Genomic DNA, 24,426 nt, shown 5'->3' on the forward strand with positions numbered 1-24,426 from the left:
TTTCTATTATGCAGCCCGCATCTCTTTGCGGCGGATGTCGTGGTTAACTTTAAGGCCAATTTGCTTGCTATGACCTGCACCGTCAATATTGTTGTTGGTTCAAGCAAAGCGGTGAACCAAACCATCGATTTTGGTGTATTAACCCGCGCAGAACTTGAGGCTCAGGGCGCTAACACGCTGAAAGATTTTTCGTTGCAGTACAGCAACTGCACGATCGGCTCCAGTACAAACCAGACAGTGACCTGGATGAAAACGGGAATTAAGGCCTCATCTGTCTACAGCGGTTATCCAACCGAACTCAAGGGTGGGGATAACGGGGCAGCAGCGGTTTTGTATCGTTCTGGCTCCCCAAACTCTCTGTTGGTTCTCAATAGTAGTACTCCGCTTGACTGGACCTCGACTGAGCGCACCAATAAAGCCCTGAATCTGGTCTTATCTCTGCGTCCGACGTCTTATGCAACCTCTGCGACAAGTGGCACCTTCAACGGTTCGTTGACGTTCACTACCACCTATCAGTAGGAGCCACCATGAAATTTATCCCAACAGTCTTATTGCTGATATCCACACCGCTATGGGCCGCAATCAGTACCAATACAAATGTATTAACGGTTAAGGCGGAGCTGGTTACCGGTAGCTGTTATATTGCCGCTTCTGATATGGATTTAGGTGACCTGGACGCAAGCGAATTCTCTGCGGGTGGCGCATGGGCGGATTTATCTGCCACTGCGCAGGGAAACGTAACCTTAGCAGGGCAAATGCTTACTCTGAGCTGCGACTCAGGGTCCGTTGCCAAATCTCTGGTAATGAGCATCAAACCGCAAAAGGCGCAGCTAACCGGTAACCAGATCTTCCCTAATGAATATACAGGGCCAACAGGGCGAGTTAAATCAACAACCGCAGCAGGTAATGTTGGCGTTGTCGCTTTTTTTGACGGAAAAAATGTTTTAAATAAAGACAATACTTCCGAAGTTATTATCGATAGTAACTATATTGGTACCGATGACAATAAGGTCCTTCCTATCCTTCGCGCCCGCTTCCAGAAAATAGATTCATCAAAACCGGTCACTCCAGGTGGAGTATTAAGTCAGGTGCAAATCAGCGTGAGCTACAAATAATGGATAAATGGCAGGTTAATATGAGTACGATGATTTCACGATCAATTTCTTTTGTGGCATTACTGCTGAGCGGAATTTATTCATATCAGGTGCAGGCCAAGGAGTGTTATTTTGAAACAATTAATACCAGCACGGTAAGCGCGGGAACGTTAGTTGTTAATAGTTATAACCCATCCAGTACAACACCCGTGTTATTGGGGACATTAAGTGCAGGAAAGTATGGTAACTTAGTCTGTAATACAGGTAATGATGGTTCTGATTTTTATGGAATGACCACAGTAACAAGCGGTACGCAATCCGATAGTTATACCAGTACCAGCGGCAGTACAAAATATAGCTACAATAGAGTTTTTTTTCCAACGAGCATACCCGGAATATATTATAACATTTACATAGCTAATTCTATTAATGCTAATTATACAGCTTATATTCCGTCTAATACGAGTTGGACACGTGAGATCGATAATGCTGCAGATGGAAGTTTTCCTGTTGGATTATACGTCGAGGTTTGGCAACGTGGGGTGGTTTCCTCAATAGGTAATGGTGAAGCGCATCCGGTCATAAATGGTGAGGTAGGTAGGTTTAAAGCAGGAGATGAAAATATAACCAGTCAACAGATTGTCGCCACAGTAAACGCGTCTTCATTCACCGTAAAATTCGCCGCACCAACCTGTAACCTATCCGTTTCCCCCACCACCATCGACTTTGGCGATGTGGGTAATGACAAACCACGAAAAACCTTCACCTTGAAAAATAGCAACTGCGTTAATGCTTCAGGGGTTACCCTTAAACTGACGTCGACCAAAGCGGCTTATGATAATAGCGGGTTGTCTATTCTCGCCAATACCACAACTGGCACCTCAGCAGCGGGCGGACGGGGAGTGGCGGTTTCTTACGAGGGATCGTCCCGGCAATATCTGTCGGCGAATGACACAAATTCTTCAGTGTCCATCGACTTTGGTTCCATCGTAACGGCGAAAGATATCACCATGGCCGGATTACTCACCTGTACCTCCGCCAGCAACAACAGTACCTGTGATGACTACACCCCCGGAGCCTTCACCGCCGTAGGCACCCTCAGCGCGACGTACAAATAAATAAGAAATCCGGTAATACAAAGAATCGTATTACCGGATGACTGACCTGTCAGAATGTTTCCCAGTTATCCGTATTTACCGTGTTTGATTTTGGCAGTGAAACCGATGGATTAACGGCAGGTGTAACGCGTTTAATTGCGCTTGTCCCGGTTAAACGGAATGTGCCGACGGCTTCCGTTAAGCGTGCGGCCTGCTCTTCAAGAGAGGCCGCAGCGGCCGATGCTTCTTCAACCAGTGAGGCGTTTTGCTGCGTGACCTTATCCATCTCTGAAATCGCCTGGCTTACCTGGACGATACCCCGGCTTTGTTCATCAGAGGCCGCCGCAATTTCCAGCATAATGTCGGTGACACGTTTTACCGCATCGACAATATCCGTCATCGTATTGCCTGCCGCGACCACTTCTCCGGATCCCTGGTCAATCAGTCGGACTGATTCGCTGATCAACCCTTCTATCTCTTTTGCCGCCTGGGCGCTGCGGCTTGCTAACGTACGTACCTCACTGGCTACGACGGCAAACCCTCTCCCCTGCTCGCCTGCCCGCGCCGCTTCGACCGCTGCGTTCAGCGCCAGGATATTGGTCTGGAAGGCAATGCTGTTTATAACGGCGGTAATTTCGGAGATTTTCTTCGAACTTGTTGAGATATTCCCCATGGTTTTAACCACGCCAGAGACCATCTGACCGCCCCGGCTGGCCTTGCCGGAAGCATCTTCCGCCAGCGTGCTCGCATGATGTGCGTTGTCGGCGTTTTGCTTCACCGTAGCCGTCAGTTCTTCCATGCTGGCCGCCGTTTGTTCAATCGCCGCGGCCTGTTGTTCAGTTCGTGAAGAAAGATCGGTATTGCCCGCAGAAATCTCACTGGTACCACGGTAGATTTCTTCCGCCCCCTGACGTACCGTGCCCACCGTTTTCCCAAGCGATCGTTGCATTGTTTGCAGATGACGGCTCAGGCGACCAATTTCGCTGCGCCCGGTTGGTTCCTCCGGCATCGTCAGATCGCCCGCTGAAATTTGCTCAATGCGCTGGGCCGCACGTAACAAAGGATGAATAACGGTACGGCGCAAAACAATGAACGTCATCACGGTCAGCGCCAGCGCAAGAACGAATGCACCCAGCATAAAGGCCATGCCAAGCTGTGTACGTTGGTGCGCCTGTTCGCTTAACTGATTCGCCCTGGCGGTACGAATATCGATCGCCTTTAACAACACCTTGTTGTAAGCAGAGTCCAGCGGTCTGGCCTGTTCATTTTCATGGTTGATGATCGCCTCGAACATACCGTTTTTAGCGTACTTCAGCATAGGCTGTAAGCCGTCGATATAGGCTTTGAAATTGGCGCTCAGTTCAGCGTCTAACGCCTCTCCGTCAGTGGTTTTCACCGCACGCGCCATATAGGTATTAAAACCGTCCTGCGATTGCTTAATACGTTTTTCTGCCTCGGCAATATTGGCCTTCATGTCATCCATTTCAGCAATACGGCTCGCCGCACCAGCATGGATCATGTTGATACGCGCGGTGCGTAAGTGGTTAGAGCTGTTAGATAACCCCATCCGAACCTGAATCTCATCGGTTACATCGCGCTGATCGCGATCGGCCTGCATAAGAAAATAACCTGCCAGCCCTGAACTTAAGGCGAACAGCAGAAGGATGCCACCGAGAATGGAGGAAAACAGCGGAACCAGCCGGATTTGATGCAGAAAGCCCAGTTTATGCTGGGCTTGCATCGATGTAGTGTTGTCCATGACCGTCGACTCTCTTGTAGGGTTTATGCGTGAAAACACGCCCGTTAGATAGTCATCGGCAATCCGCGAAGTTTACTTACCGTGAAAAGCGCCGGATTCGTCACACTTTCACAACATCATTCAAAGAAATTCAGGAAAGTGCCAGCGGTGAAATCCGCTGGCCAATGAATCAGTTATCACCAAAATGGATAACGGTACGGATGGATTTACCCTGATGCATTAAATCGAACGCGTCGTTGATCTGCTCCAGCGGCAGGCGATGCGTAATAAACGGATCTAACTGAATTTTTCCGCTCATTGCTTCTTCGACCATACCCGGCAACTGGGTGCGCCCTTTTACACCGCCAAACGCGGAACCGCGCCACACGCGCCCGGTTACTAACTGGAACGGACGTGTTTTGATCTCCTGACCAGCACCCGCCACGCCAATGATGATGCTTTCACCCCACCCTTTATGGCAACACTCCAGCGCCGCACGCATCACGTTAACGTTGCCGATACACTCAAAGCTAAAGTCCACGCCACCGTCGGTGAGCTCAACAATCACGTCCTGCACCGGCTTATCGTAATCGTTCGGGTTGATGAAATCGGTCGCGCCCATTTCACCCGCCAGCTTGAATTTTTCCGGATTAGTATCAACGGCCAGAATACGCCCGGCTTTCGCCTGTACCGCGCCCTGAATCACCGCCAGGCCAATACCGCCCAGCCCAAATACGGCCACGGTATCGCCTTCTTTCACTTTCGCGGTGTTATGGACCGCTCCGATCCCGGTGGTTACGCCACAGCCCAGCAGACACACTTTATCCAGCGGAGCCTGCGGGTTAACCTTCGCCAGCGAGATCTCTGCGCAAACGGTGTATTCACTGAAGGTACTGGTACCCATATAGTGATAAATCGGCTCGTCGTTATACGAGAAGCGCGTTGTGCCATCCGGCATCAGACCTTTGCCCTGTGTCGCACGCACGGCCTGACACAAGTTAGTTTTACCTGATTTACAGAACTTGCACTCGCCGCACTCTGCGGTGTACAGCGGGATCACATGATCGCCAGGTTTCAGACTGGTGACTCCCTCACCCACTTCAACCACGATACCCCCGCCTTCATGGCCGAGTACCGCCGGAAACACACCTTCCGGATCGTCGCCAGAGAGCGTAAAAGCGTCAGTATGGCACACGCCTGTGTGGGTAATTTTAACCAGCACTTCACCTTTCTTTGGCGGTGCGACGTCGATCTCGATAATTTTTAACGGCTGACCGGGGCCGAATGCAACTGCTGCGCGTGATTTCATTTGTCTCTTCCCATTATTGCGAGGTGATGGTGTTATTTTAGATAAGCGCGCAGAAGATGGCCGATTTCAGCCATGCGCACAGCACGCTGGTCTGGGGTAGTCTCCCCGCTGACCAGTTCATCTTTCAGGTGGATCTCAACCATTTCGCCCATCAGGCCATTGGATGCGCCGCGCACGGCGGCAATTTGTTGCAGGATCGCCAGACACGGCTCGCCGGACTCCAGCGCGCGCTCAAGCGCATCAACCTGGCCGCGAATACGGCGTACACGGGTGAGAATGCGTTTCTTATCTTCAGGTGAATGCGGCATACGCCCTCCAGATACCATACCCCCCTATAGTATCAGTAATTTTACATCTTTGTAAAATCCACTACCCCACGCGCAATAAATCACTGTATCTCGTCGTATAGCGAGGCGAAAGCATGTCTCGTTTCATTGCCCACGGTTGCTGTATCCCTTGTCCGGCAAACCAGAGCGTCCCTTTACCATTTTTAGCATTAAGGGTATCCAGAACCGTCATAAGTTTGTCGCTATTATGCCGCGGGACGTTTTCATCAAAAAGATTTAGCTGCGCCATACCGGAACTGAAAAAATCCCCTAACATCACGCCTGCTTTTTGATAATGCCGCCCCTCTCGCCAGATGGCGTCAAGGCAGCGCGTCGCCGCACCAATAATATCCCGACTGTCCTGGGTTGGTGTCAGTAGTTTTACCGACGCGTTGTTACCATAGTAAGGTTCGTTATGGGCAAATGGACTGGTTTTAATAAACGCAGAAATGAAGCGGCAGAACTGGTGCTCTCCGCGCAACTTCTCCGCCGCACGTGAAGCATAGGTACAAATCGCCTCTCGCATGGCATTATAATCCGTGAGCCGCTCACCAAACGACCTTGAGCAGATGATTTCCTGCTTAACCGGAGCAAACTCCTCCAGTGCCAGGCACGATTCGCCGCGCAATTCCCGTACGGTTCTTTCCAGCACAACGCTGAAATGTTTGCGGATAAAGCGAATATCGGTTTCAGCCAGGTCGCAAACTGTTTTAATGCCCATTGCATCCAGTTTCTTACCAATACGGCGGCCAATGCCCCAGACTTCATCTACCGGAACTGCGGCCATCAGCTTGCGTTGGCGCTCGCTATTCGATAAATCGACCACACTGCCGGTCTGATCCTGCCACTTTTTAGCCGCATAGTTTGCCAGCTTAGCCAGTGTTTTGGTCTGGGCAATACCGACACCCACTTTAAGATGAGTTTTCTGCAAAATAGTGTCCCTCATCTCGCGACCAAAATCAGTAAGATCTCTGCAGTTCCTCACCCCCGTCAAATCACAGAACGCTTCATCAATACTATATCTTTCCACGCGCGGAGAGAGTTCCTCCAGGATGGACATGACTCTGCTACTCATATCCGCATACAGCTCGTAATTTGAACTAAAGCACGCCACGCCGTAACGTCGAAACAGATCTTTTTGTTTGAAGTACGGAGCCCCCATTTGGATACCCAATTTTTTGGCCTCCGCGCTGCAGGCAATAACACAGCCATCGTTATTTGAGAGAACCACCACCGGTTTATCACAGAGATCAGGCCGGAAAACGGCCTCACAGCTGGCGTAAAACGAATTTACATCGCAGAGTGCAAACATCAGCGCAGAGCCTTCACGGCATAGGTAACGACACCGAATACATTCAGTGATTCTTCACGACCGATAACGATCGGTGCATAAGCGCTGTTCATTGGAACGAGCTGTACCGTTGGACGAAGCTGCAGCCGCTTAACCGTGAACTCACCATCAACGGCAGCGATAATAATGTCGCCATGTACCGCCGTCAGCGAACTGTCAACAACCAGCAAATCGCCATTATCGATCCCCCCTTCAATCATTGAATCCCCCGCGGCTTTCACGAAGTACGTGGCACTGGGATGCTGAATTAGCAATTCATTCAAGTCGATGCCCCGCTCGACATAATCCGCAGCCGGGCTGGGAAACCCGCACTGAACAAGGTCACTAAACAAGGGGGTTGTATTGATTTCGCGGAGATCCGCTGGCTTGAGAAACAACATAATGACTCATCCAATATTAACTGTATTTATATACAGTAGTTTTATCTGAGCAGTTGTTCAAGCGGCTTTTTGTGGCGCTATTGCTATTCACCTGAATTATAACGACTAGTGTCTGTACAAACGTATCGCGACATGAAACCGGGTATAGTAGCGCCATAACATCATCAAAACGGACACACTATGACTACCGCAGGGAAAAGCAATCCGCTGGCCATTGGCGGCCTGATCGCGCTAACGCTCATCTGGAGCTATAGCTGGATTGCCATGAAACAGGTCACGCACTACATTGGTTCATTCGATTTCACCGCACTACGTTGTTCTTTTGGGGCATTGTTATTATTTATTGTCCTGATGCTACGCGGACGCGGAATGCGCCCGACCCCGTTCGGTTATACGTTGGCGATAGCCTTGTTACAAACGTGCGGCATGGTGGGATTATCACAGTGGGCGCTGGTCAGCGGCGGTGCGGGAAAAGTCGCTATTCTGAGTTATACCATGCCCTTCTGGGTGGTCATTATGGCCGCCCTTTTTCTCGGTGAACGCATGCGTCGTTTGCAGTACGTCGCTATTGCAGTGGCGGCGTTTGGCCTGATACTGGTATTACAGCCGTGGCAACTGGACTTTTCGTCAATGAAGAGTGCGCTGCTGGCAATCCTCTCGGGCATCAGTTGGGGAGCCAGTGCGGTTGTCGCCAAACGTATGTATGTTCGTCATCCCAGTATAGACCTGTTAGCACTCACCTCGTGGCAGATGCTGTATGCCGCGCTGGTGATGAGTCTGGTAGCCTGGCTGGTCCCACAGCGAACACCTGACTGGCAGCCTGTCGTATTCTGGGCATTAGGATATAGCGCCGTACTGGCAACCGCGCTGGCCTGGAGCTTATGGCTGTTTGTGTTGCGTAACCTGCCTGCCAGTATCGCCAGTTTAAGCACACTGGCGGTGCCGGTTTGCGGGGTACTATTTTCCTGGTGGTTGCTCGGCGAAGAACCTGGCGTTGTCGAAGGTAGCGGGATTGTGCTGATTGTTCTGGCACTGGCCATCATCAGCCTGAAGAAACGCGCCACGCAGGTGCAACGCGTTGAAAAAGAGATCTCATGCGAAAAATAATCACAGAGAAATAAAACACCCCGCATTACGCGGGGCGTTTTATCAGGAACGTTTTCGCGGCATCATGCGCAACAACGTATTATCCTTCCAGAAATAGTGATGTAGCAGAGCCGCGGCGGCATGCAGGCCAATGACAAAATAACCCAGGTTTGCCAGCGTTTCGTGCCATGATTTCAGCATATCGGCCAGTTCAAAATTGGCTTCTGCCGCATGTGGCATAACAATGCCGAATGCAACCCACGGATTTCCCCGGTTATACATCATCACCAGGCCAATAATCGGCAGCGCAATAAACAGCAAATAGATAACCAGATGCCCCAGATGCGCCATGCCAATCATCATCGGCTTCGGTTTTGGTTCAATCGGTGGTGCCGGATACTTAAGTCTGACCAGCAGACGCGCCACCATCAACGCTAAAATCGTGATACCACAGGAAACATGCACCATGTTGAACCCGGGACGATAGCTGCGCGGGAAAAATCCGCGAAACTCCATGGCACTGTAGGCCACAATGACCAACAAAAAGACCAGCCAGTGAATGCCAATTTGCAGGCCAGAATACTTCTTCCCCATAACACTTCTCGAATAAAAACAATAATGCGTCAACATAACGGGCTTTTGTTAAAAATTCATTAAGTTTTGTTCACCCATTTTCAGTCAGTTACGTTTAACCGCAAAAACAGCTATTGCCGCGGATGCCTGACTGGACTATGCCTGGTAGGGAAAATATGTCGTACCGTCTCATCCTGACAGGAGAAAACCATGAATAAAATTGGCATTAACGGTTTTGGTCGTATCGGTCGTCTGGTATTGCGTCGGCTACTGGAGGTCAAAAGCAGCGTGGAGGTCGTCGCTATCAATGACCTCACCTCACCGAAAATCCTCGCTTATCTGTTAAAACACGATTCAAACTACGGCTCGTTTCCCTGGAGCATCGACTTTACCGAGGACGCACTGATTGTCGATGGTAAAAAAATTGCCGTTTACGCCGAAAAAGAGGCAAAAAATATTCCGTGGAAAACGACTGGCGCAGAGATCATCATCGAATGCACCGGTTTTTATACCTCAACAGAAAAAGCCAACGCGCACCTGGATGCCGGGGCCAAAAAAGTGCTGATATCCGCCCCGGCTGGGGATATGAAAACCATTGTCTTTAACGTCAACGACGACACGATGGATGCCAGCGATCGGATTATCTCTGTCGCGTCGTGCACCACCAACTGCCTGGCGCCGATGGCAAAAGCGCTGCATGACAGCTTCGGTATTCAGCTTGGTACCATGACCACTATCCATGCTTACACCGGAACGCAATCACTGGTTGATGGCCCTCGCGGGAAAGATCTGCGCGCCTCACGCGCGGCAGCAGAAAATATCATTCCTCATACCACCGGTGCGGCGAAGGCGATTGGTCTGGTGATCCCGGCCCTGAGCGGGAAATTAAAAGGCCACGCCCAGCGTGTTCCGGTAAAAACCGGATCCGTTACGGAACTGGTGTCGATTCTGGGTAAAAAAGTCACTGCGGAAGAGGTTAACGACGCGCTGAAAAAGGCAACGCTGAACAATGCATCATTCGGCTATACCGACGAAGAAATTGTCTCGTCAGATGTCATTGGCTCACATTTCGGTTCAGTATTTGATGCAACACAAACCGAGATCACCGAAGTGGGCGATCTGCAACTGGTAAAAACCGTGGCCTGGTACGATAACGAGTACGGTTTTGTCACCCAACTTATCCGTACGTTGGATAAATTTATCACGCTTTAGTGTTATGGCGGAGGATCGCCTCCGCCTCGTTTCATTTCCCGCTAATTCAATACGTTGTGAGTCTCTCCCCGTTTTCAACCCATTAAGTGTGCTATAGCTAACCTTTGCCACAAAGGGAGCACAGTAATGGAAGCACTGAGTCGAGAAACGTTAGAAACTATGATCGCACAAGCCGTTGCCCACGCCGCCACCGTCTCAGTCTGGCCAATGGGTGAAGCCCCCGGAGCAAAAAACAGCGATGCGGTATTTACCCCCGAACCCAGACATACAGGAACCTCTCATTACGATCGTGCGGTAACCGGTATTCGTGCCCCAGAAATCACCGTCTACGCCCCCGCAAAACCGAATGGTGTGGGAATACTTGTCACCCCCGGCGGCTCTTATCGACGCGTAGTGCTGGACAAAGAAGGCAGTGCGCTGGCGCCCTTTTTTAATGCCCGCGGTTATACTCTGTTTGTCATGACCTATCGCTTGCCGGGGGATGGTCACGAGGAAGCGTCAAACGCACCGTTGGCCGATGCCCAACGCGCTATGCGCTACATTCGGGCTAACGCACATGAATGGGGAATCGATCCTTATCGTATCGGTATACTGGGCTTTTCCTCCGGCGGTCATGTGGCAGCCAGCCTGGGAACACGTTTTGCTGAATCGGTTTATACGCCCCTCGATAGCGTAGACGAACAACCCGCCCGCCCCGCGTTCATGGCGCTGGTCTATCCGGTGATTAGCCTGCGTGAGAATATCGCTCACCCAGGCTCTCGCCTTGAATTAGTTGGCACGACCCCCGAAGAAAAGGACCTGCACCGCTATTCACTTGAAGAACGAGTTGAGAACACAACGCCGCCGACATTCCTGCTACACGCCATTGACGATCCGGCGGTGAAGGTAGAAAACAGCCTGGTCTTCTTTAATGCGCTACGTGAGCAGGGCGTTCCGGTCGAAATGCATCTGTTTGAACGCGGTAAGCACGGATTTGGTATTCGCGATGCGCAAGGGTTACCGCTGGCCATCTGGCCGGAAATGATGATGAACTGGGTAGCCACTAAAGTGTGAGGATGGCGCCGGGTGGCGTACAGACTCACCCGGCGAAAAACTTAGGACTGCAGATACACCACTTGCGTTTGCAGGTATTCGTTCAGACCATGTTTACCATCAGCCCCGCCAATCCCGGACTTACGCCAGCCAGCGTGGAAGCCCTGCATCGCCTCGAAGTTTTCTCGATTAATATAGGTTTCGCCAAACTTCAGCCCCTTAATCGCCTTCATTGCCGTATTCAGATTCTGCGTATAGATCGATGAGGTCAGACCGTAGTCGCTGTCATTGGCCATTGTCAACGCCTGTTCCAGCGTATCAAACGCCACCACCGGCAGCACCGGACCAAACGTCTCCTCGTGCATAATCGCCATCTCCTGGCGCACGTCTAACAGTAACGTCGGCGGGTAGTAATAACCTTTGCCGGCAACGGCTTTACCGCCCAGAACCACTCTGGCCCCTTCCTGCACTGCGCGCGCCACTTTCTGTTCCACACGTGCCAGCGCAGCCGCATTAATGAGCGGCCCCATCGCGATGTCATTACGCTCGGCCGGATTGCCAAACTGCACGGCTTTCATTGCCTCTCCCAGACGATTCACAAACTGGTCATAGATACCTTTCTGGACATACACGCGTTCGGCACAGTTGCACACCTGACCGGTATTGATCACCCGCGAGTCAACAATAGCCTTCACTGCCAGCTCAAGGTCAGCATCGTCCATGACGATTGCCGGCGCTTTGCCGCCCAGCTCCAGACATACCTTAGTGATATTTTTCGCTGCCGCAGCCATGATTTTCTCGCCCGCCACAACGCTGCCGGTCATGCTCACCATCGCCACTTTGGGATTCCCGGCAAGTTCCTGACCGACTGTTTCACCGCGTCCCAGCACCAGGTTAAAGACTCCGCGCGGTAAACCAATGTCATCAACAATTTTGGCAAAGGCGATGGCGTTATTCGGTGTGAATTCACTCGGCTTAATGACAATGGTATTCCCCGTCAGCAAGGCGGGAGCCAGTTTGCGGGCAATCAGGAAAAACGGGAAGTTCCACGGCAGAATGCCCGTCGTCACGCCCAGTGCACGCTTAAACAGCAGAATATTCTCGCCCGGGCGGTCGCTTTGCAGGATCTCACCTTCATAACGACGTGCCCATTCCGCCATGTAATCGATATAGTCGGCGGTAAATGAGACTTCGACCTCGGCCAGTTGCTGTATTTTTCCACCTTCCGCCACAATCAACGCACTGATTTCAGCGGCTCGCTGACGGATGCCCGCAGAAATTTTGCGTAACCAGTTCGCCCGTTCAATAGCAGGCAGGGCTTCCCATTGCGGCTGAGCACGCTGTGCGGCATCGATTGCTTTACGCGCATCTTCAGCGCGTCCATCGGGAATACGCGAGATAATCTCTTCCGTGGCCGGATTGACGACATCAATCCAGGCGTCATCGTGCCAGGTCACAAACTGCCCATCGATATACATAGGATGTTGTACGGGTACTGACATGCGCTTCTCCTGTGATTGATTTGTTTTTAACAAGTAAAACTATTGTTAATTAATACCAATCATGCATGACGCATTACTGCTGGAATTGTCGTTCTGTGAGCCGCTTCATAAAAGCATCTGGTAATGTCATGGCGGAGGGAAAAAACAGGCAGGATTTATGCCCGTTTGCGGCAAAACGCCGACAAACGGGCAGCAAAGATTACAGCGATCGGCTCGCCAGCAGGTCAGTCAGCGCCGTATCGTTTTGCAGATGCAACCATGCATCCTCAACATTCTGCGGAATATCAACATGGGCGATAAAATCACGACCACGAGGGCCATAGCCGGTTGCATCATCGCGCAGTCTCGGCAATTCGCCGGTAATCAGTGAAAGATAGCGATCCACAGACCACAGCCCCTCCGCAGTTGGCGCGAAATCCACACCACCGTTCTGTAGAGTCAACTCAGGGATAAAACCGGGAAAACTCAACCAGCGCGGCGCCTGCAGAAAATCACGGGTTACACGCTGAAACGTCGCCATCGTGCGGCGTTGCATTGTAGGGTCCTGCACCACAATGACCGTGTGAATATTTTCTGTCGCCTGGTTCAGTAAGGCACAGCTAAAGCGTGCATTCTCACCGCAGTTTGTTGACTGGTCTTCCACCCAAATCGTCTCACCCGGAATTTGCCAGAACTGGTGCGCAATATCAGCCAGGATCGCAGCTTCTGCTCGTCCGCTGGTGCGGATGATGTTATAGCGAGGATGCTCTGCAATCGCGTCATACAGAAAGCGCGTAGAATGACCGATGCCACCGCTAATCAATAAGGGAACCTGTTGTTCTTTCGCGATCCGACAGGCGGCGTCGATGGTCGGAATAACCGCGTTGCCCGCCAGAATCACGCAGTCTGACTGAACGGTGATGTTCTCCATAAAATCATTCTGCGCCAACCATCGCCCTACGGTATTTATCGCCGCAAGGGTGGCTGCGGAAAGTATCGGGAACTGACTCATACTCATAACTCCTGGTGTTTATTCTTTACCGGGTACAGATGCCGGATGGCGGCTATGCTTTATCCGCCCTACGGTCCAGCATCGCGTCACCCCGTAATCTGCTCCATCGCCTGCAGAATACGTTTATCGGAGATCGGATATGGTGTGCCAAGCTGCTGGGCAAAATAGCTGACACGCAGCTCTTCTATCATCCAGCGGATCTCTTTGACATCATCATCTTCACGCCGCGCGGGCGGCAGTTTATTGAACCACTGCTGCCAGGCCTGCTGCACACTATCTACTTTCAGCATCTGCGCCCGATCGCGATGTGGATCAATCGCCAGTTTCTCCAGCCGTTTTTCAATGGCCTGCAAATAACGCAACGTATCGCCCAGGCGTTTGAATCCATTGCCGGTGACAAATCCACGGTACACCAGCCCGCTCATTTGCGCTTTGATATCCGAAAGCCCCAGCGCCATGGTCATATCCACACGCCCTTTCAGACGTTTGTTGATATTAAATACCGCTGTCAGGATCTGTTCGACCTGCTTCGCAATATCGACCACTGTGTCATTCAGCTCAGCCCGCACTTTTTCGTGCAACGCCGCAAAGCCCTCTTCCGTCCACACCGGGCCGCCGTTAGCGTCGATAAGTCTATCCACACCGCAGGAGATACAGTCGTCAATCAAATCCAGCACTTTGCCATACGGGTTAAAATACAGCCCCAGCTTCGCTTTATTAGGCAGTTTCTCGTGTAAATATTTGATAGGTGATGGAATATTCAGCAACAACAGGCGGCGTAAACCGCACCACATCGCCTGCTGTTGCTCCAGCGGATTATCAAACAGTTTGATGGCAACGCTGTCACGCTCATCCACCAGCGCAGGCCACGCTTTGACTTTATAGTTGCCGCGTTTTTGCTCGTAACTTTCCGGTAGTTGACCGAAGCTCCAGATGTGCAATCCGCTCTGTTCAATACCGTCATCCGCCACCGCAGACAGCGTTTCCTGAACTTTGCCCTTCAGCGCATCTTTCAAATCCTGCAGCGAACGCCCTTCCTGCAGCTTTTTGTTCTTATCGTCGACCACCCGGAACGTTATTTTCAGATGATCGGGCACCTGATCCCAGTGCCAGTCGTCACGGTCAACGGTGACGCCGGTCATCCGGCGCAGTTCACGCTCCAGTGAATCCAGCAGCGGCAGTTCCAGCGGAGTCACACGACCTAAAAATGCTTCCGCATAGTTCGGTGCCGGCACAAAGTTACGTCGTACCGGTTTTGGCAGTGATTTAATCAGGGCGATCACCAGTTCACGGCGCAGCCCCGGAATTTGCCATTCAAAACCGCTCTCTTCGATCTGGTTAAGCAGCGGCAGCGGAATATGCACGGTCACACCATCCGCATCAGCGCCGGGTTCAAACTGATAGCTCAGGCGCAGTTTGAGATTGCCCTGATGCCAGAAGTTCGGGTAATCCAGCTTGCTGATTTTCTCCGCGCCCTCTTTGATGAGCATGCTCTTTTCAAAGTTGAGCAGATCCGGTGTCTCGCGGCTAACCTTCTTCCACCAGCTGTCAAAGTGGCGGGCAGAAACCACATCATGGCTGATGCGCTGGTCGTAAAACTCAAACAGCGTCTCATCATCGACCAGAATGTCGCGACGGCGTGATTTGTGCTCTAACTCTTCCACTTCCGCACGCAGCTTGAGGTTGTCACGGAAAAACGCATGGCGAGTTTGCCAGTCGCCTTCCACCAACGCATGGCGGATGAACAGTTCACGCGACAGGACTGGATCGATCTGGCTGTAGTTCACCTTACGGGCGGCCACAATCGGTAAGCCGTAAACGGTGACCTTTTCTGTCGCCATTACAGCACCCTGCGCGCGTTCCCAGTGCGGTTCACTGTATGAACGTTTGATCAGATGCTGGGCAACCGGCTCCACCCACTCGGGATCGATACGTGCGGCAATACGTCCCCACAGGCGGCTGGTTTCCACCAACTCCGCCACCATCGTCCATTTCGGTGGTTTTTTAAACAACCCAGAGCCGGGGAAGATCGAGAAGCGGGCGTTACGCGCGCCGGTAAATTCCTGTTTATCGGCATCTTTCATCCCGATATGCGAGAGTAACCCGGTCAACAGCGCAACGTGAATTTCCCGATACTCAGCAGGTTCGCTGTTAACCGGAATACCCAACTCTTTCACTACCTGGCGCAGTTGCGTGTAGATATCCTGCCACTCTCGCACGCGCAGGTAGTTTAGAAAATCAAGTTTGCACTGGCGACGGAACTGGTTTGACGACAGCGCTTTTTGCTGCTCGCCAAGATAGTTCCACAGGTTCACAAACGCGAGGAAATCAGACTCTTTGTCGTGGAAGCGGCGGTGTTTCTCGTCAGAAGCCTGTTGCTTGTCCATTGGACGCTCGCGCGGGTCCTGAATGGACAGCGCCGAGGTAATGATCATCGCTTCACGTACGCAGCCATGTTTTTGCGCTTCCAGCACCATGCGCGCCAGACGCGGATCCACCGGCAGTTGCGACAGCTGACGGCCCAACGGCGTTAACTTGTAAGCGGTTGCCTGTTCGTCGGTGGTTATCGCCCCCAGCTCTTCGAGCAGGCGTACCCCGTCCTGAATATTGCGTTTATCCGGTGCTTCAACGAACGGGAATGCCGCGATATCCCCCAGTCCCAGCGCAGTCATCTGCAAAATAACGGATGCCAGGTTGGTACGCAGGATCTCCGGGTCGGTAAACTCCGGACGCGACAGGAAATCGTCTTCGGAATACAGGCGAATACAGATCCCTTCCGAAACACGACCGCAGCGGCCTTTACGCTGGTTCGCAGAAGCCTGCGACACCGGTTCAATCGGTAAACGCTGGACTTTAGTACGGTAGCTGTAACGGCTGATACGCGCAGTGCCCGGGTCAATTACATATTTGATCCCCGGCACGGTTAGCGAGGTTTCCGCCACGTTGGTAGCCAGCACGATACGGCGGCCGCTGTGCGACTGGAATACGCGGTTCTGCTCACTGTTTGAAAGACGCGCATAGAGCGGTAGCACTTCGGTATGGCGCAAATCCAGCTTATTCAGCGCATCCGCAGTATCGCGAATTTCGCGCTCGCCGCTCATGAAGATCAGAATATCGCCCTGACTTTCACGGCCTAACTCATCTACGGCATCAAAAATTGCCTGCAGTTGGTCACGCTCGGTGTCATCTGCATCTTCAACAATCGGGCGATAACGCACTTCCACCGGGTACGTTCGACCGGAGACTTCGATAATCGGCGCGTTATTGAAATGCTTTGAAAAACGCTCCGGGTCGATGGTCGCCGAAGTGATGATAATTTTTAGATCCGGGCGACGCGGCAGAAGTTCTTTCAGATAGCCGAGCAGAAAGTCGATATTCAGACTGCGTTCATGCGCTTCATCGATGATGATGGTGTCGTACTGCATTAGCAGCCGATCCTGTTGGATTTCCGCCAGCAGGATACCGTCCGTCATCAGCTTGACCATAGTGTTATCACTGACATGATCGCTGAAACGCACTTTATAACCAATACAGCCGCCCGGCTCGGTCTGCAGCTCTTCCGCAATACGGTTCGCCACGGTGCGCGCCGCCAGACGACGCGGCTGGGTATGGCCGATCAGCCCTTTTACCCCGCGCCCCAGTTCCATACAGATTTTGGGTAACTGGGTGGTTTTCCCCGAGCCGGTCTCGCCAGCAACAATCACCACCTGATGATCGCGAATTGCGTCCAGAATATCCTGTTTTTTCTGGCTGACGGGCAGGTTTTCCGGATAGGTAATCTCCGGACGCGCCGCTTCGCGCAGCACGACTTTACCTGCTGCCTGCGCGATCTCTTTCGCCATCTCCTGGTAAATGGCCTGTTGTGCATCAGGATTTTTAACCTTCTTCACGCCGTGCAGGCGGCGGGCAAAACGCTGTCTGTCGCGCAGCATCAGTGAGTCCAGCTGTTGCTGCAGCATGTTGAAGGTTAATTTTTGTTGTTCTGTCATAGCGTTAGAGGGCAGTGCTCTGCCGGGTTAAATCTCTTGTAGATGATAGGTATAGAGTACCACATCGGCGCTTTTCATGTGTTGTTCAATAATTTCGAACATAGGATTCGATATATTGCGCTATCACTGCGGCAGGATTGTGAATAAAGTGTCAACAAGCAACGGGGCACATCCCCTTCAAACACATAAAAGGAAACACCCATGAGCAAGGTATTAGTTCTTAAATCCAGTATTCTGGCAGGGTACTCTCAGTCTGGTCAGTTGTCTGATTATTTTGTTGAACAGTGGCGTGAAAAGCACTCCGCTGATGAAATCACCGTCCGTGACCTGGCTGCAAATCCTGTTCCGGTGCTGGATGGCGAGCTGGTGGGTGCGATGCGCCCGAGCGATACGCCGCTGACGCCACGCCAGCAAGAAGCGCTCGCGCTGTCCGATGAACTGATCGCTGAGCTGAAAGCGCATGATGTGATTGTTATCGCCGCGCCGATGTATAACTTCAACATCCCAACGCAACTGAAAAACTACTTCGACCTGATTGCCCGTGCTGGCGTGACCTTCCGTTACACCGAGAAAGGCCCGGAAGGTCTGGTAACTGGAAAACGTGCGATCGTGCTGACCAGCCGTGGTGGTATCCATAAAGATACGCCGACCGACCTGATCACCCCGTATCTGAATGTGTTCCTGGGCTTTATCGGTATCACCGACGTGAACGTCGTCTTCGCGGAAGGCATTGCTTACGGTCCGGAAGTGGCATCTAAAGCACAATCCGATGCAAAAGCGGCAATCGACAGCGTCGTCGCTGCCTGATGATTGACCCTCTCACCATCCGGTGGGAGGGTTTTTACTTCTTTGCCTGCTTCCCGTGAATGCGATTAATATCACGCCAGATGGTTGCGTAATCCCTGCACTTCGCCAGATTCTCTTCCCAGCAATGCTGTAAAAATTGTTCCGGCTCCGCGACATCCCGGCTTAACAGCTTGAATACCCAACGATTCCAGACATACCACTTGAAAAGCCACATGATTTCACCCCAGGACGCTACCGGAGGGGAACTATATCAACATCGATATCATGCAGTGTGGCAACTATTGCGATATCGATGAATAATTCATGTGAATGCAATACTTGTCAGCTCCTGCTCAGAAATGAATTATTATTTCCTTAACCATTTCCCATTTATGCCCTGTACATACTCGCCGGGTTTGGCGCGAGCAACCAGCTTTTGTCCGGCCATTTTCGCCACTTCATCTGGCGGAATGTTGTTACTCTCAGCCAGTTGCTGATAGCTGGCGCTGCGCGCTTTATTAATCTCATTCACCAGCGCCTGCGTTTCAGCATCCGTTTTCAGCGCTACAAGATAGCCGTTAAGCGTTTCACCTACCCGTCCCTGCGTTCTGGCTTCATTCAGCGTCAATGCCCATACGTTGCCGCTCAAAAAACTTAACGCCACCAGGATCGCTACAAGCTGTTTTTTCATCGTGACCTCAGAACAGATCGCTGCGCGATTTCAGTAAACTCTCGACGTCTTTATCCACTTTGATATGGATCTCGTGCTCGATTTTGACGTTCATATTGATAGTGATGGGCTCTTTAGGCGCAGCCACTTCGATTCTGGGGGTACACCCCGCCAGCAGAGATGACGCAAACAGTCCCAGCATGGCAGCTTTCGTTTTCATTGTTGTTCCTCACATTCCTTGCCTTCCGGGCAATGGGTTTCTGGCAGCGCTGCATTTTGTTCAAGCCATGCCTGTAAATTGTCGCCAAAACGCAAACTGCGCCATAGCGTAAAGACGTTTTCCTCGTGGGTGTAATTCAAATTAACCGTTCCCACTTTGCCATCTACCCGGCTGTTGCCAGTCACCGTTGCCTGCATGGTTAAAACACCGAGGTTATCCAGATTTATTTTCGTCCAGGAATGGCTTATTTCCATATAACGCAGCCAGTTAATGGCCGCACCCGCCGCCATATTATCTTTGACGACGGCATCCGCGGTGTCTTTATCAATACGCAACGTCATTGGTCCTGGGTTGGTCAGCCAGCCGTCTTTGATGATCCACTTTTCGTTATTCAGCCATAACGGTAACGCACCGCTGACCGGACCCGACATAGCAAACTGCTTCGGATTTACCGCACTGATGAGTTCGCTGGAGGAGATATTCTGCACCCGTAACAATGCCGGATCGTGCTGCGGCATCCGCAGTTGTTGCATAACCACTTTGCCACCCAGTAGTTCGGCGCTGACATCGCTTAACAGCAACGGATTGTCTTCACTCCAGGGATACCCGCCCTGCAGATCGGCGGTGATGTTTGTCGCAGCAACCTGATTCACAACTTCTGCAATACGTAATGACACCGGCCCCCGCGTACCCAGTTGCCATACGCCTTCGCTAAAACGAAACGGCAGCACAAAATCGACACCGTTAATTTGGTTATCAGGCATCCAGGCACTACCCCCTTTCAGTACACCGTGCCCCCCCGCCTCAAAGCCCTGCTCCGGCGCGGCGGAGAACGCCACCTGCGCATAAAGTTCACCTTCGCGCAGATTCATTTTCCAGTCCGGTGGTACCAATGGCTGGAAAACGGTGAGTGATTGTTTTGGCCACCAGGCCTGGCCACGCAGGCGGATCCCATCCCAGCGCCCATTCAACTGTACAGGACCAATTGCTCCGGCATGAAGTTGACCTTTGAACTGGAAAATCGTCGGATCAGTCCCTTCAACACTGAACTTCAGCGTTGAAGGAGGTAAGACGCTGCCCCCGCTAAAGAGCGTATTTCCGGCATCGAGCGAAAGCGCACCGCTAAACGTCGGTTTTTCGGCATCACGGACCCACACAATCGGCGCATCCATCACCAGACGCGGGTTTTCCACCTTCATGGTGCCGTATTGCAGTTGGTCAAACCCGGTCGAGAGGTCGAAAAGTCTCAGGGTGTTGTCGTGCCACTCCCCTTTGCCCGCGACATCCCAAAGCGCATGCATCGGTGTAAAACTGCCTTTGCCCCAATACCGCCACTGCCAACGACCGGCATCAGGAAGAAAATCATTGGCCAGACCATCAAGGTGTAACTCAAAGTCACCCATCTGGTTCTCATGCGCTCGTAAAATGGCCTGCAGACGCCCATCCACACCGCGCTGTGTCACTTTAACGCCAGCCAATGGCCAGCGAATTTCGTCAATATCGAGTGAATCGATGACTCGCCCACGGGAACGCAGCAATGCCCCTGGCTCGAAAGCGAGCTGCGGATCGATCAGGCTTCCGGTAAGTCTGGCGGGTAACTTCGCGTAGAAGATCAGGTCATCCTGTTTCGCCTCACCGATCAACTGTAACGGCATATCGCTACTATCCACACCGAGCCTACCTGGCCCTAACGTTAATACGGCGTTTCCTTTACCGGCATCGCCTTGCGTCAGAATGTTCAGACGCCCACTCACCACGGCATTTTCCAGACCGGCCTGCCAGTTTTCAACTATCACCCCCAGACGCCCACTTAACGGGAACCCCTGATAAGGCCAGTTCCAGCGACCGTCACTGATAGTCAGTTGCTGACGCGTTATTTCCCATGGCAGATCGAGAAGCGGATCGACCGCATCCCGTGCCATAACGATCAGTTGTCCGCTGTTTTCTTGCCACTCAAGTTCGGCGTCAACCAGCGTTGGCTCCTGCGGCAAGCTCAGAGTAGCAACCGCATGCCCGCTCACTGGTAGTCCATCAGGAACCAGCGGCATGGTAAATTCACCGACCAGTTTTATCGGCGGCTGCCCTTCAAATGCTGCAACATCCAGCTCATTTACCGTCAGATTCTGTCCGTGCAGACGCCCCTGAAATTTAACTTTTTCACCCTGGTAGCGCAGCTGCTGGGTAGAGGGCGTTAGCGAGAGCGACAGTTTCCCCTGCCACTCCTGCCATGGAGAGAGAATAACGTTGTCGATGTTAATCCAGGTATTGGGTAGCATTGATTGCCATTCAGCCAGCGTTTTTGGCGCTACCGGCGAGGGTTCTGCCTGCGGCAATTTGGCCAGGCAAGCCGAGTCGAGCTCAATTGTCCCAACATTAAGCAACCAGCGACTGGGGTGAGAGAGCTCTGCCTGAGTAATGTGCGCTAGCGGGCAATCATCGACCAGATAGCGAAGTTCCGGGATATGCAGCCCATGCCGTGTCAGCCGTGGGCTCTCATCCAGCGCAATACGCGTGCCGACAGGCAACCAGACGCCCACCAGCGTGGGAACCCACAGGCCAAGCGTCATGACCAACGTCAGCGGCACGAGAATCAATAATAAGAGGAGTGCCAGAACGGCTTTATATTTACCCTTCATGGGTAGTTAATATCCTGATTTAGCGAAAATTTAAGCCGGTTTAGGCCAGTATTGTGGCATGTTTAGCTAAACATGCCCACCTTAAGAATAGATACCATTGAAATATATGTAATATTTATAGGTTGTGGGTAATAAAAAATAGTGGTCTCTCAGTGAGATACCCTGTACCACATCCGTCAGTGGCGCAGAAAACCGACCATTTTTTCGCCCTATTAGCCCTATGCCGTGCCTCATTTCTGATGAAAGGCAATGCCCAATAATTTGTCGAGCACAATATTAACCAGCGAAATAGCAATCTTCTCAACCTGAGCTCTTGCTGCAATTTCCACCGTGTTTTTATATTGTCGCAGCAGTTGATCTCTGGCGTAGAGCAACGCCTCCAGTTCACTGTCACTCAGTTTTCCCTGCCCACGAAGACGCAGCCAGTACGCAATTTTCTTACCGGTATCGTTTATTACCTCATTCGTATCTTTTGCTGCCGAGAGCAAGAGCGCTTTCAGTTGTTCTTTAATGGATTCAGCAACCTCATTTTTAATCGCATTCATGGCATCATCAATATCTGACATTTTTCATCCCCTATTTTACAATAGACCCCACACGGGAACTTTCTCCCCGAATGGCCAGATCGTAGTTCAACTTAACTACATCGGTTTTTTCATCCGCATAGACGACGCTAAATAACTTTTTATCCTTCATCGCCATTCGGCAATCACTCTCAAAGACATTATCGAGGTAATGAATAGCCCGTACACGTGAGTCATCATGTTTGCCTGCAGCATATTCTGTCGCCTCACGGAACTTGAGGTCCCCGGTATCGCAAGTAGCCTTTACCTTAGTTTCATCAAAGGTATTCCCGGGTTTAGCTGTATTATCTTCGAGAAATTTAAGGTGGAACGCCTTTAAATTTGTGAAGTTCTGGTACGCGCCTGCATCGTAGTGTGAAACGAATAAGGCACACCCACTCAGTAAAAGGAAAGTGCAAAACATTAGCGGGGCAGCGTATTTAAGCACTATATTAGATCGTTTCATTTTTCACTCTCCGCGATACCCCATGATGGCAAACAGCGTTTCCCCTCCTTGTACATCGCTGGCAAGGAATCCGTCGGCGGTGAGCGCCAACGGGCGTCGTGTCACCGAATTACCAACATTACCGCCAATAATTTCAATCTCATTAGTGCCTACGGAAACAACTAAGTCGGTGTGACTGCTGTAGTTGCCCAGATGCTGATGATCGTAATCAACGACTTTGTCGGGGTCTCTGTCCCAACAAACCAAATCCCCCACCTGCGGTTTACGCTCATTCAGCCTGTATCCCCAGTACAACGCTTTAGCATTACCCTGATTTCTGTCGCGGATCGATTTGCTGATGTACGTCGCATGCGAAGCAGAGTAGGAAAAACGCTCCCCCGCGCCAGCCTGACGTATGGCCCATGAAATGAACGCCGCCGACCACGGCCAGTCATGATCTCGCCCGTCCAGATCGTCCCGCCCGATTTTTGCCCAATACAGGCCAACACGTTGCCACCAGCCATCCTCACCCTCTTTGTGCCCGGAATGAAGAAGGCCACCATTGCGGTTGTAGCGCTGCTCGCCAAAAAAATGCCACTCGTCAGCGGCGATCGACGCGGCGTTATCCGCAAAACCAGAAACGGGTGCTTCCTCACCAAAATACGGAACGCTGGGTTGTTCCACCGGAGGTATCGATGTCTGAGTGATTGATATATCAGGTAAGGGCCTGACGGGTATACCGTTAGCGTTAATGGGGACCTGCGAAAGATCCCAGTTGCCGCGATCTATTTCAAATCGCAAACATTTTGTACGATAAACGGTAGGATGAAGTTCGGGGTTGCTATGGTTGGCTAACCATGAATTTCTCACTTCAACATACTGGGAAATCCAGGTGTGTTCATCACCGCCACTGGCTGGAGGCACCTCACGAAACTGGGCGCGCAAGAACGTCAAAATAGTGCCGCTATGAACAAATGAGTCATAGATGACCAGAAATGAGAGCGCATCTTTAAAACCAAAGTCCTGTGCCCATTTCAGCGCAGGCAGATAGTAGCGCTCATCAAAGAACCGATCCTGTACCGATTTCATTATCGGATCATCGCGCCCTGCTCGTCGTAATAAGTCCTTAAACGGTTCATTGTCAACCAGTGCGATATTGCCTATCTTTGCAACAAACGGAGCAAGATCGGCGCTGAATCGCCCATTTGCATTAACGTAGCGGGTCACCAGATCCTGCAATTTGCTGTATTCCGTAGTTTGTGAACGACCGTAAGTGATCTGCCTGATCCCGTGAGGACCATCATGGAATATCGCGATAGCCGAGTAATCGCCTTCGGCCGAGCCGGTTTCAAACGCATTCAAAACTCGTTCACAGAGACTTTTCTGTGCGGGTGTAAGTATCATGATGCCCTCTCTGTCGATAGTT

23 protein-coding genes are annotated in these 24,426 nt (G+C 51.6%); 7 read left to right on the forward strand and 16 right to left on the reverse strand.

All coding sequences use genetic code 11. The features are described 5' to 3' along the window. Positions 1-39 precede the first annotated feature (39 nt). The 3 genes from AL515_RS13245 to AL515_RS13255 are packed head-to-tail and all read left to right on the forward strand — an operon-like array spanning position 40 to position 2,212. On the forward strand, positions 40-519 hold the full coding sequence (locus AL515_RS13245; protein WP_225807909.1) for a fimbrial protein: 480 nt from the start codon (positions 40-42) through the stop codon (positions 517-519). An 8-nt stretch (positions 520-527) separates the two neighbouring features. Further along, positions 528-1,115 carry a fimbrial protein gene (locus AL515_RS13250; protein WP_048211578.1) on the forward strand — a complete coding sequence of 196 codons (588 nt, stop codon included), beginning with the start codon at positions 528-530 and terminating at the stop codon, positions 1,113-1,115. After that, a complete protein-coding gene (locus AL515_RS13255) occupies positions 1,115-2,212 on the forward strand; it encodes a hypothetical protein (RefSeq protein WP_061067958.1) in 1,098 nt (365 codons plus the stop codon). The genes AL515_RS13250 and AL515_RS13255 overlap by 1 nt, the downstream gene beginning before the upstream one ends. Positions 2,213-2,261: 49 nt before the next feature. Here the strand turns inward: AL515_RS13255 and AL515_RS13260 are convergent, their stop codons facing one another. The 5 genes from AL515_RS13260 to AL515_RS13285 form a co-directional block, all read right to left on the reverse strand. Then, the gene (locus AL515_RS13260; protein WP_061067959.1) at positions 2,262-3,950 is read right to left on the reverse strand and encodes a methyl-accepting chemotaxis protein; all 1,689 of its coding nucleotides are present in this window, start codon (positions 3,948-3,950) and stop codon (positions 2,262-2,264) included. A gap of 169 nt (positions 3,951-4,119) precedes the next feature. Beyond that, positions 4,120-5,238 carry an S-(hydroxymethyl)glutathione dehydrogenase/class III alcohol dehydrogenase gene (locus tag AL515_RS13270; protein ID WP_061067960.1) on the reverse strand — a complete coding sequence of 373 codons (1,119 nt, stop codon included), beginning with the start codon at positions 5,236-5,238 and terminating at the stop codon, positions 4,120-4,122. 32 nt (positions 5,239-5,270) lie between these two features. Further along, complete coding sequence (locus AL515_RS13275) at positions 5,271-5,546, reverse strand: metal/formaldehyde-sensitive transcriptional repressor (protein ID WP_003833178.1); 276 nt, start codon at positions 5,544-5,546, stop codon at positions 5,271-5,273. 61 nt (positions 5,547-5,607) lie between these two features. Continuing rightward, positions 5,608-6,876 carry a Y-family DNA polymerase gene (locus AL515_RS13280; RefSeq protein WP_061067961.1) on the reverse strand — a complete coding sequence of 423 codons (1,269 nt, stop codon included), beginning with the start codon at positions 6,874-6,876 and terminating at the stop codon, positions 5,608-5,610. After that, the gene (locus tag AL515_RS13285) at positions 6,876-7,295 is read right to left on the reverse strand and encodes a translesion error-prone DNA polymerase V autoproteolytic subunit (RefSeq protein ID WP_061067962.1); all 420 of its coding nucleotides are present in this window, start codon (positions 7,293-7,295) and stop codon (positions 6,876-6,878) included. Before AL515_RS13285 ends, AL515_RS13280 begins: the two co-directional genes overlap by 1 nt. Before the next feature lie 180 nt (positions 7,296-7,475). Here AL515_RS13285 and AL515_RS13290 point away from each other — a divergent pair, with 180 nt between their 5' ends. Continuing rightward, the gene (locus AL515_RS13290) at positions 7,476-8,402 is read left to right on the forward strand and encodes a DMT family transporter (protein ID WP_061067963.1); all 927 of its coding nucleotides are present in this window, start codon (positions 7,476-7,478) and stop codon (positions 8,400-8,402) included. A 42-nt stretch (positions 8,403-8,444) separates the two neighbouring features. On the opposite strand, the gene cybB is transcribed toward AL515_RS13290, so the two are convergent. Further along, positions 8,445-8,975 carry a cytochrome b561 gene (gene cybB, locus AL515_RS13295; protein ID WP_048211572.1) on the reverse strand — a complete coding sequence of 177 codons (531 nt, stop codon included), beginning with the start codon at positions 8,973-8,975 and terminating at the stop codon, positions 8,445-8,447. A 189-nt stretch (positions 8,976-9,164) separates the two neighbouring features. Between cybB and gap the strand changes: the two genes are divergently transcribed. Continuing rightward, entirely contained in the window at positions 9,165-10,166 is a 1,002-nt protein-coding gene (gene gap, locus AL515_RS13300; RefSeq protein ID WP_061067964.1) for a type I glyceraldehyde-3-phosphate dehydrogenase, read from the forward strand. A 126-nt stretch (positions 10,167-10,292) separates the two neighbouring features. Then, a complete protein-coding gene (locus AL515_RS13305; RefSeq protein WP_061067965.1) occupies positions 10,293-11,219 on the forward strand; it encodes an alpha/beta hydrolase in 927 nt (308 codons plus the stop codon). Positions 11,220-11,260: 41 nt separating this feature from the next. Here AL515_RS13305 and aldA read toward each other — a convergent pair whose 3' ends face one another. The 3 genes from aldA to hrpA all read right to left on the reverse strand — a co-directional run bounded on the left by aldA (position 11,261) and on the right by hrpA (position 17,680). After that, positions 11,261-12,700, reverse strand: a complete 1,440-nt coding sequence (gene aldA, locus AL515_RS13310; RefSeq protein ID WP_061067966.1) for an aldehyde dehydrogenase — start codon at positions 12,698-12,700, stop codon at positions 11,261-11,263. 199 nt (positions 12,701-12,899) lie between these two features. Continuing rightward, positions 12,900-13,697, reverse strand: coding sequence for a YdcF family protein (locus AL515_RS13315; protein ID WP_170927359.1), 798 nt, complete (start codon positions 13,695-13,697; stop codon positions 12,900-12,902). An 80-nt stretch (positions 13,698-13,777) separates the two neighbouring features. After that, on the reverse strand, positions 13,778-17,680 hold the full coding sequence (hrpA, locus tag AL515_RS13320; RefSeq protein ID WP_061067967.1) for an ATP-dependent RNA helicase HrpA: 3,903 nt from the start codon (positions 17,678-17,680) through the stop codon (positions 13,778-13,780). A gap of 201 nt (positions 17,681-17,881) precedes the next feature. Between hrpA and azoR the strand changes: the two genes are divergently transcribed. Continuing rightward, entirely contained in the window at positions 17,882-18,487 is a 606-nt protein-coding gene (gene azoR / locus AL515_RS13325; RefSeq protein WP_005126702.1) for an FMN-dependent NADH-azoreductase, read from the forward strand. Between the two features lie 34 nt (positions 18,488-18,521). On the opposite strand, the gene AL515_RS13330 is transcribed toward azoR, so the two are convergent. From AL515_RS13330 to AL515_RS13360, 7 genes are all read right to left on the reverse strand, one after another. Then, positions 18,522-18,701 (reverse strand): hypothetical protein, encoded by a 180-nt coding sequence (locus AL515_RS13330; protein WP_048211566.1) that lies wholly within the window; start codon positions 18,699-18,701, stop codon positions 18,522-18,524. A gap of 132 nt (positions 18,702-18,833) precedes the next feature. Then, complete coding sequence (locus AL515_RS13335; protein ID WP_061067968.1) at positions 18,834-19,157, reverse strand: YdbL family protein; 324 nt, start codon at positions 19,155-19,157, stop codon at positions 18,834-18,836. Between the two features lie 7 nt (positions 19,158-19,164). Beyond that, positions 19,165-19,356, reverse strand: a complete 192-nt coding sequence (locus AL515_RS13340; RefSeq protein WP_061067969.1) for a YnbE family lipoprotein — start codon at positions 19,354-19,356, stop codon at positions 19,165-19,167. After that, complete coding sequence (locus tag AL515_RS13345) at positions 19,353-21,992, reverse strand: YdbH family protein (RefSeq protein ID WP_061067970.1); 2,640 nt, start codon at positions 21,990-21,992, stop codon at positions 19,353-19,355. The genes AL515_RS13340 and AL515_RS13345 overlap by 4 nt, the downstream gene beginning before the upstream one ends. Positions 21,993-22,222: 230 nt before the next feature. Continuing rightward, on the reverse strand, positions 22,223-22,558 hold the full coding sequence (locus AL515_RS13350; RefSeq protein WP_048211557.1) for a hypothetical protein: 336 nt from the start codon (positions 22,556-22,558) through the stop codon (positions 22,223-22,225). Positions 22,559-22,568: 10 nt separating this feature from the next. Next, a complete protein-coding gene (locus tag AL515_RS13355) occupies positions 22,569-23,021 on the reverse strand; it encodes a hypothetical protein (protein WP_061067971.1) in 453 nt (150 codons plus the stop codon). A 3-nt stretch (positions 23,022-23,024) separates the two neighbouring features. Continuing rightward, on the reverse strand, positions 23,025-24,404 hold the full coding sequence (locus AL515_RS13360) for a DUF2272 domain-containing protein (RefSeq protein WP_082759580.1): 1,380 nt from the start codon (positions 24,402-24,404) through the stop codon (positions 23,025-23,027). Between the last annotated feature and the right edge of the window lie 22 nt (positions 24,405-24,426).

Source organism: Citrobacter sp. FDAARGOS_156 (assembly GCF_001559235.2).
GTDB classification, from domain to species: Bacteria; Pseudomonadota; Gammaproteobacteria; order Enterobacterales; family Enterobacteriaceae; genus Citrobacter; species Citrobacter youngae.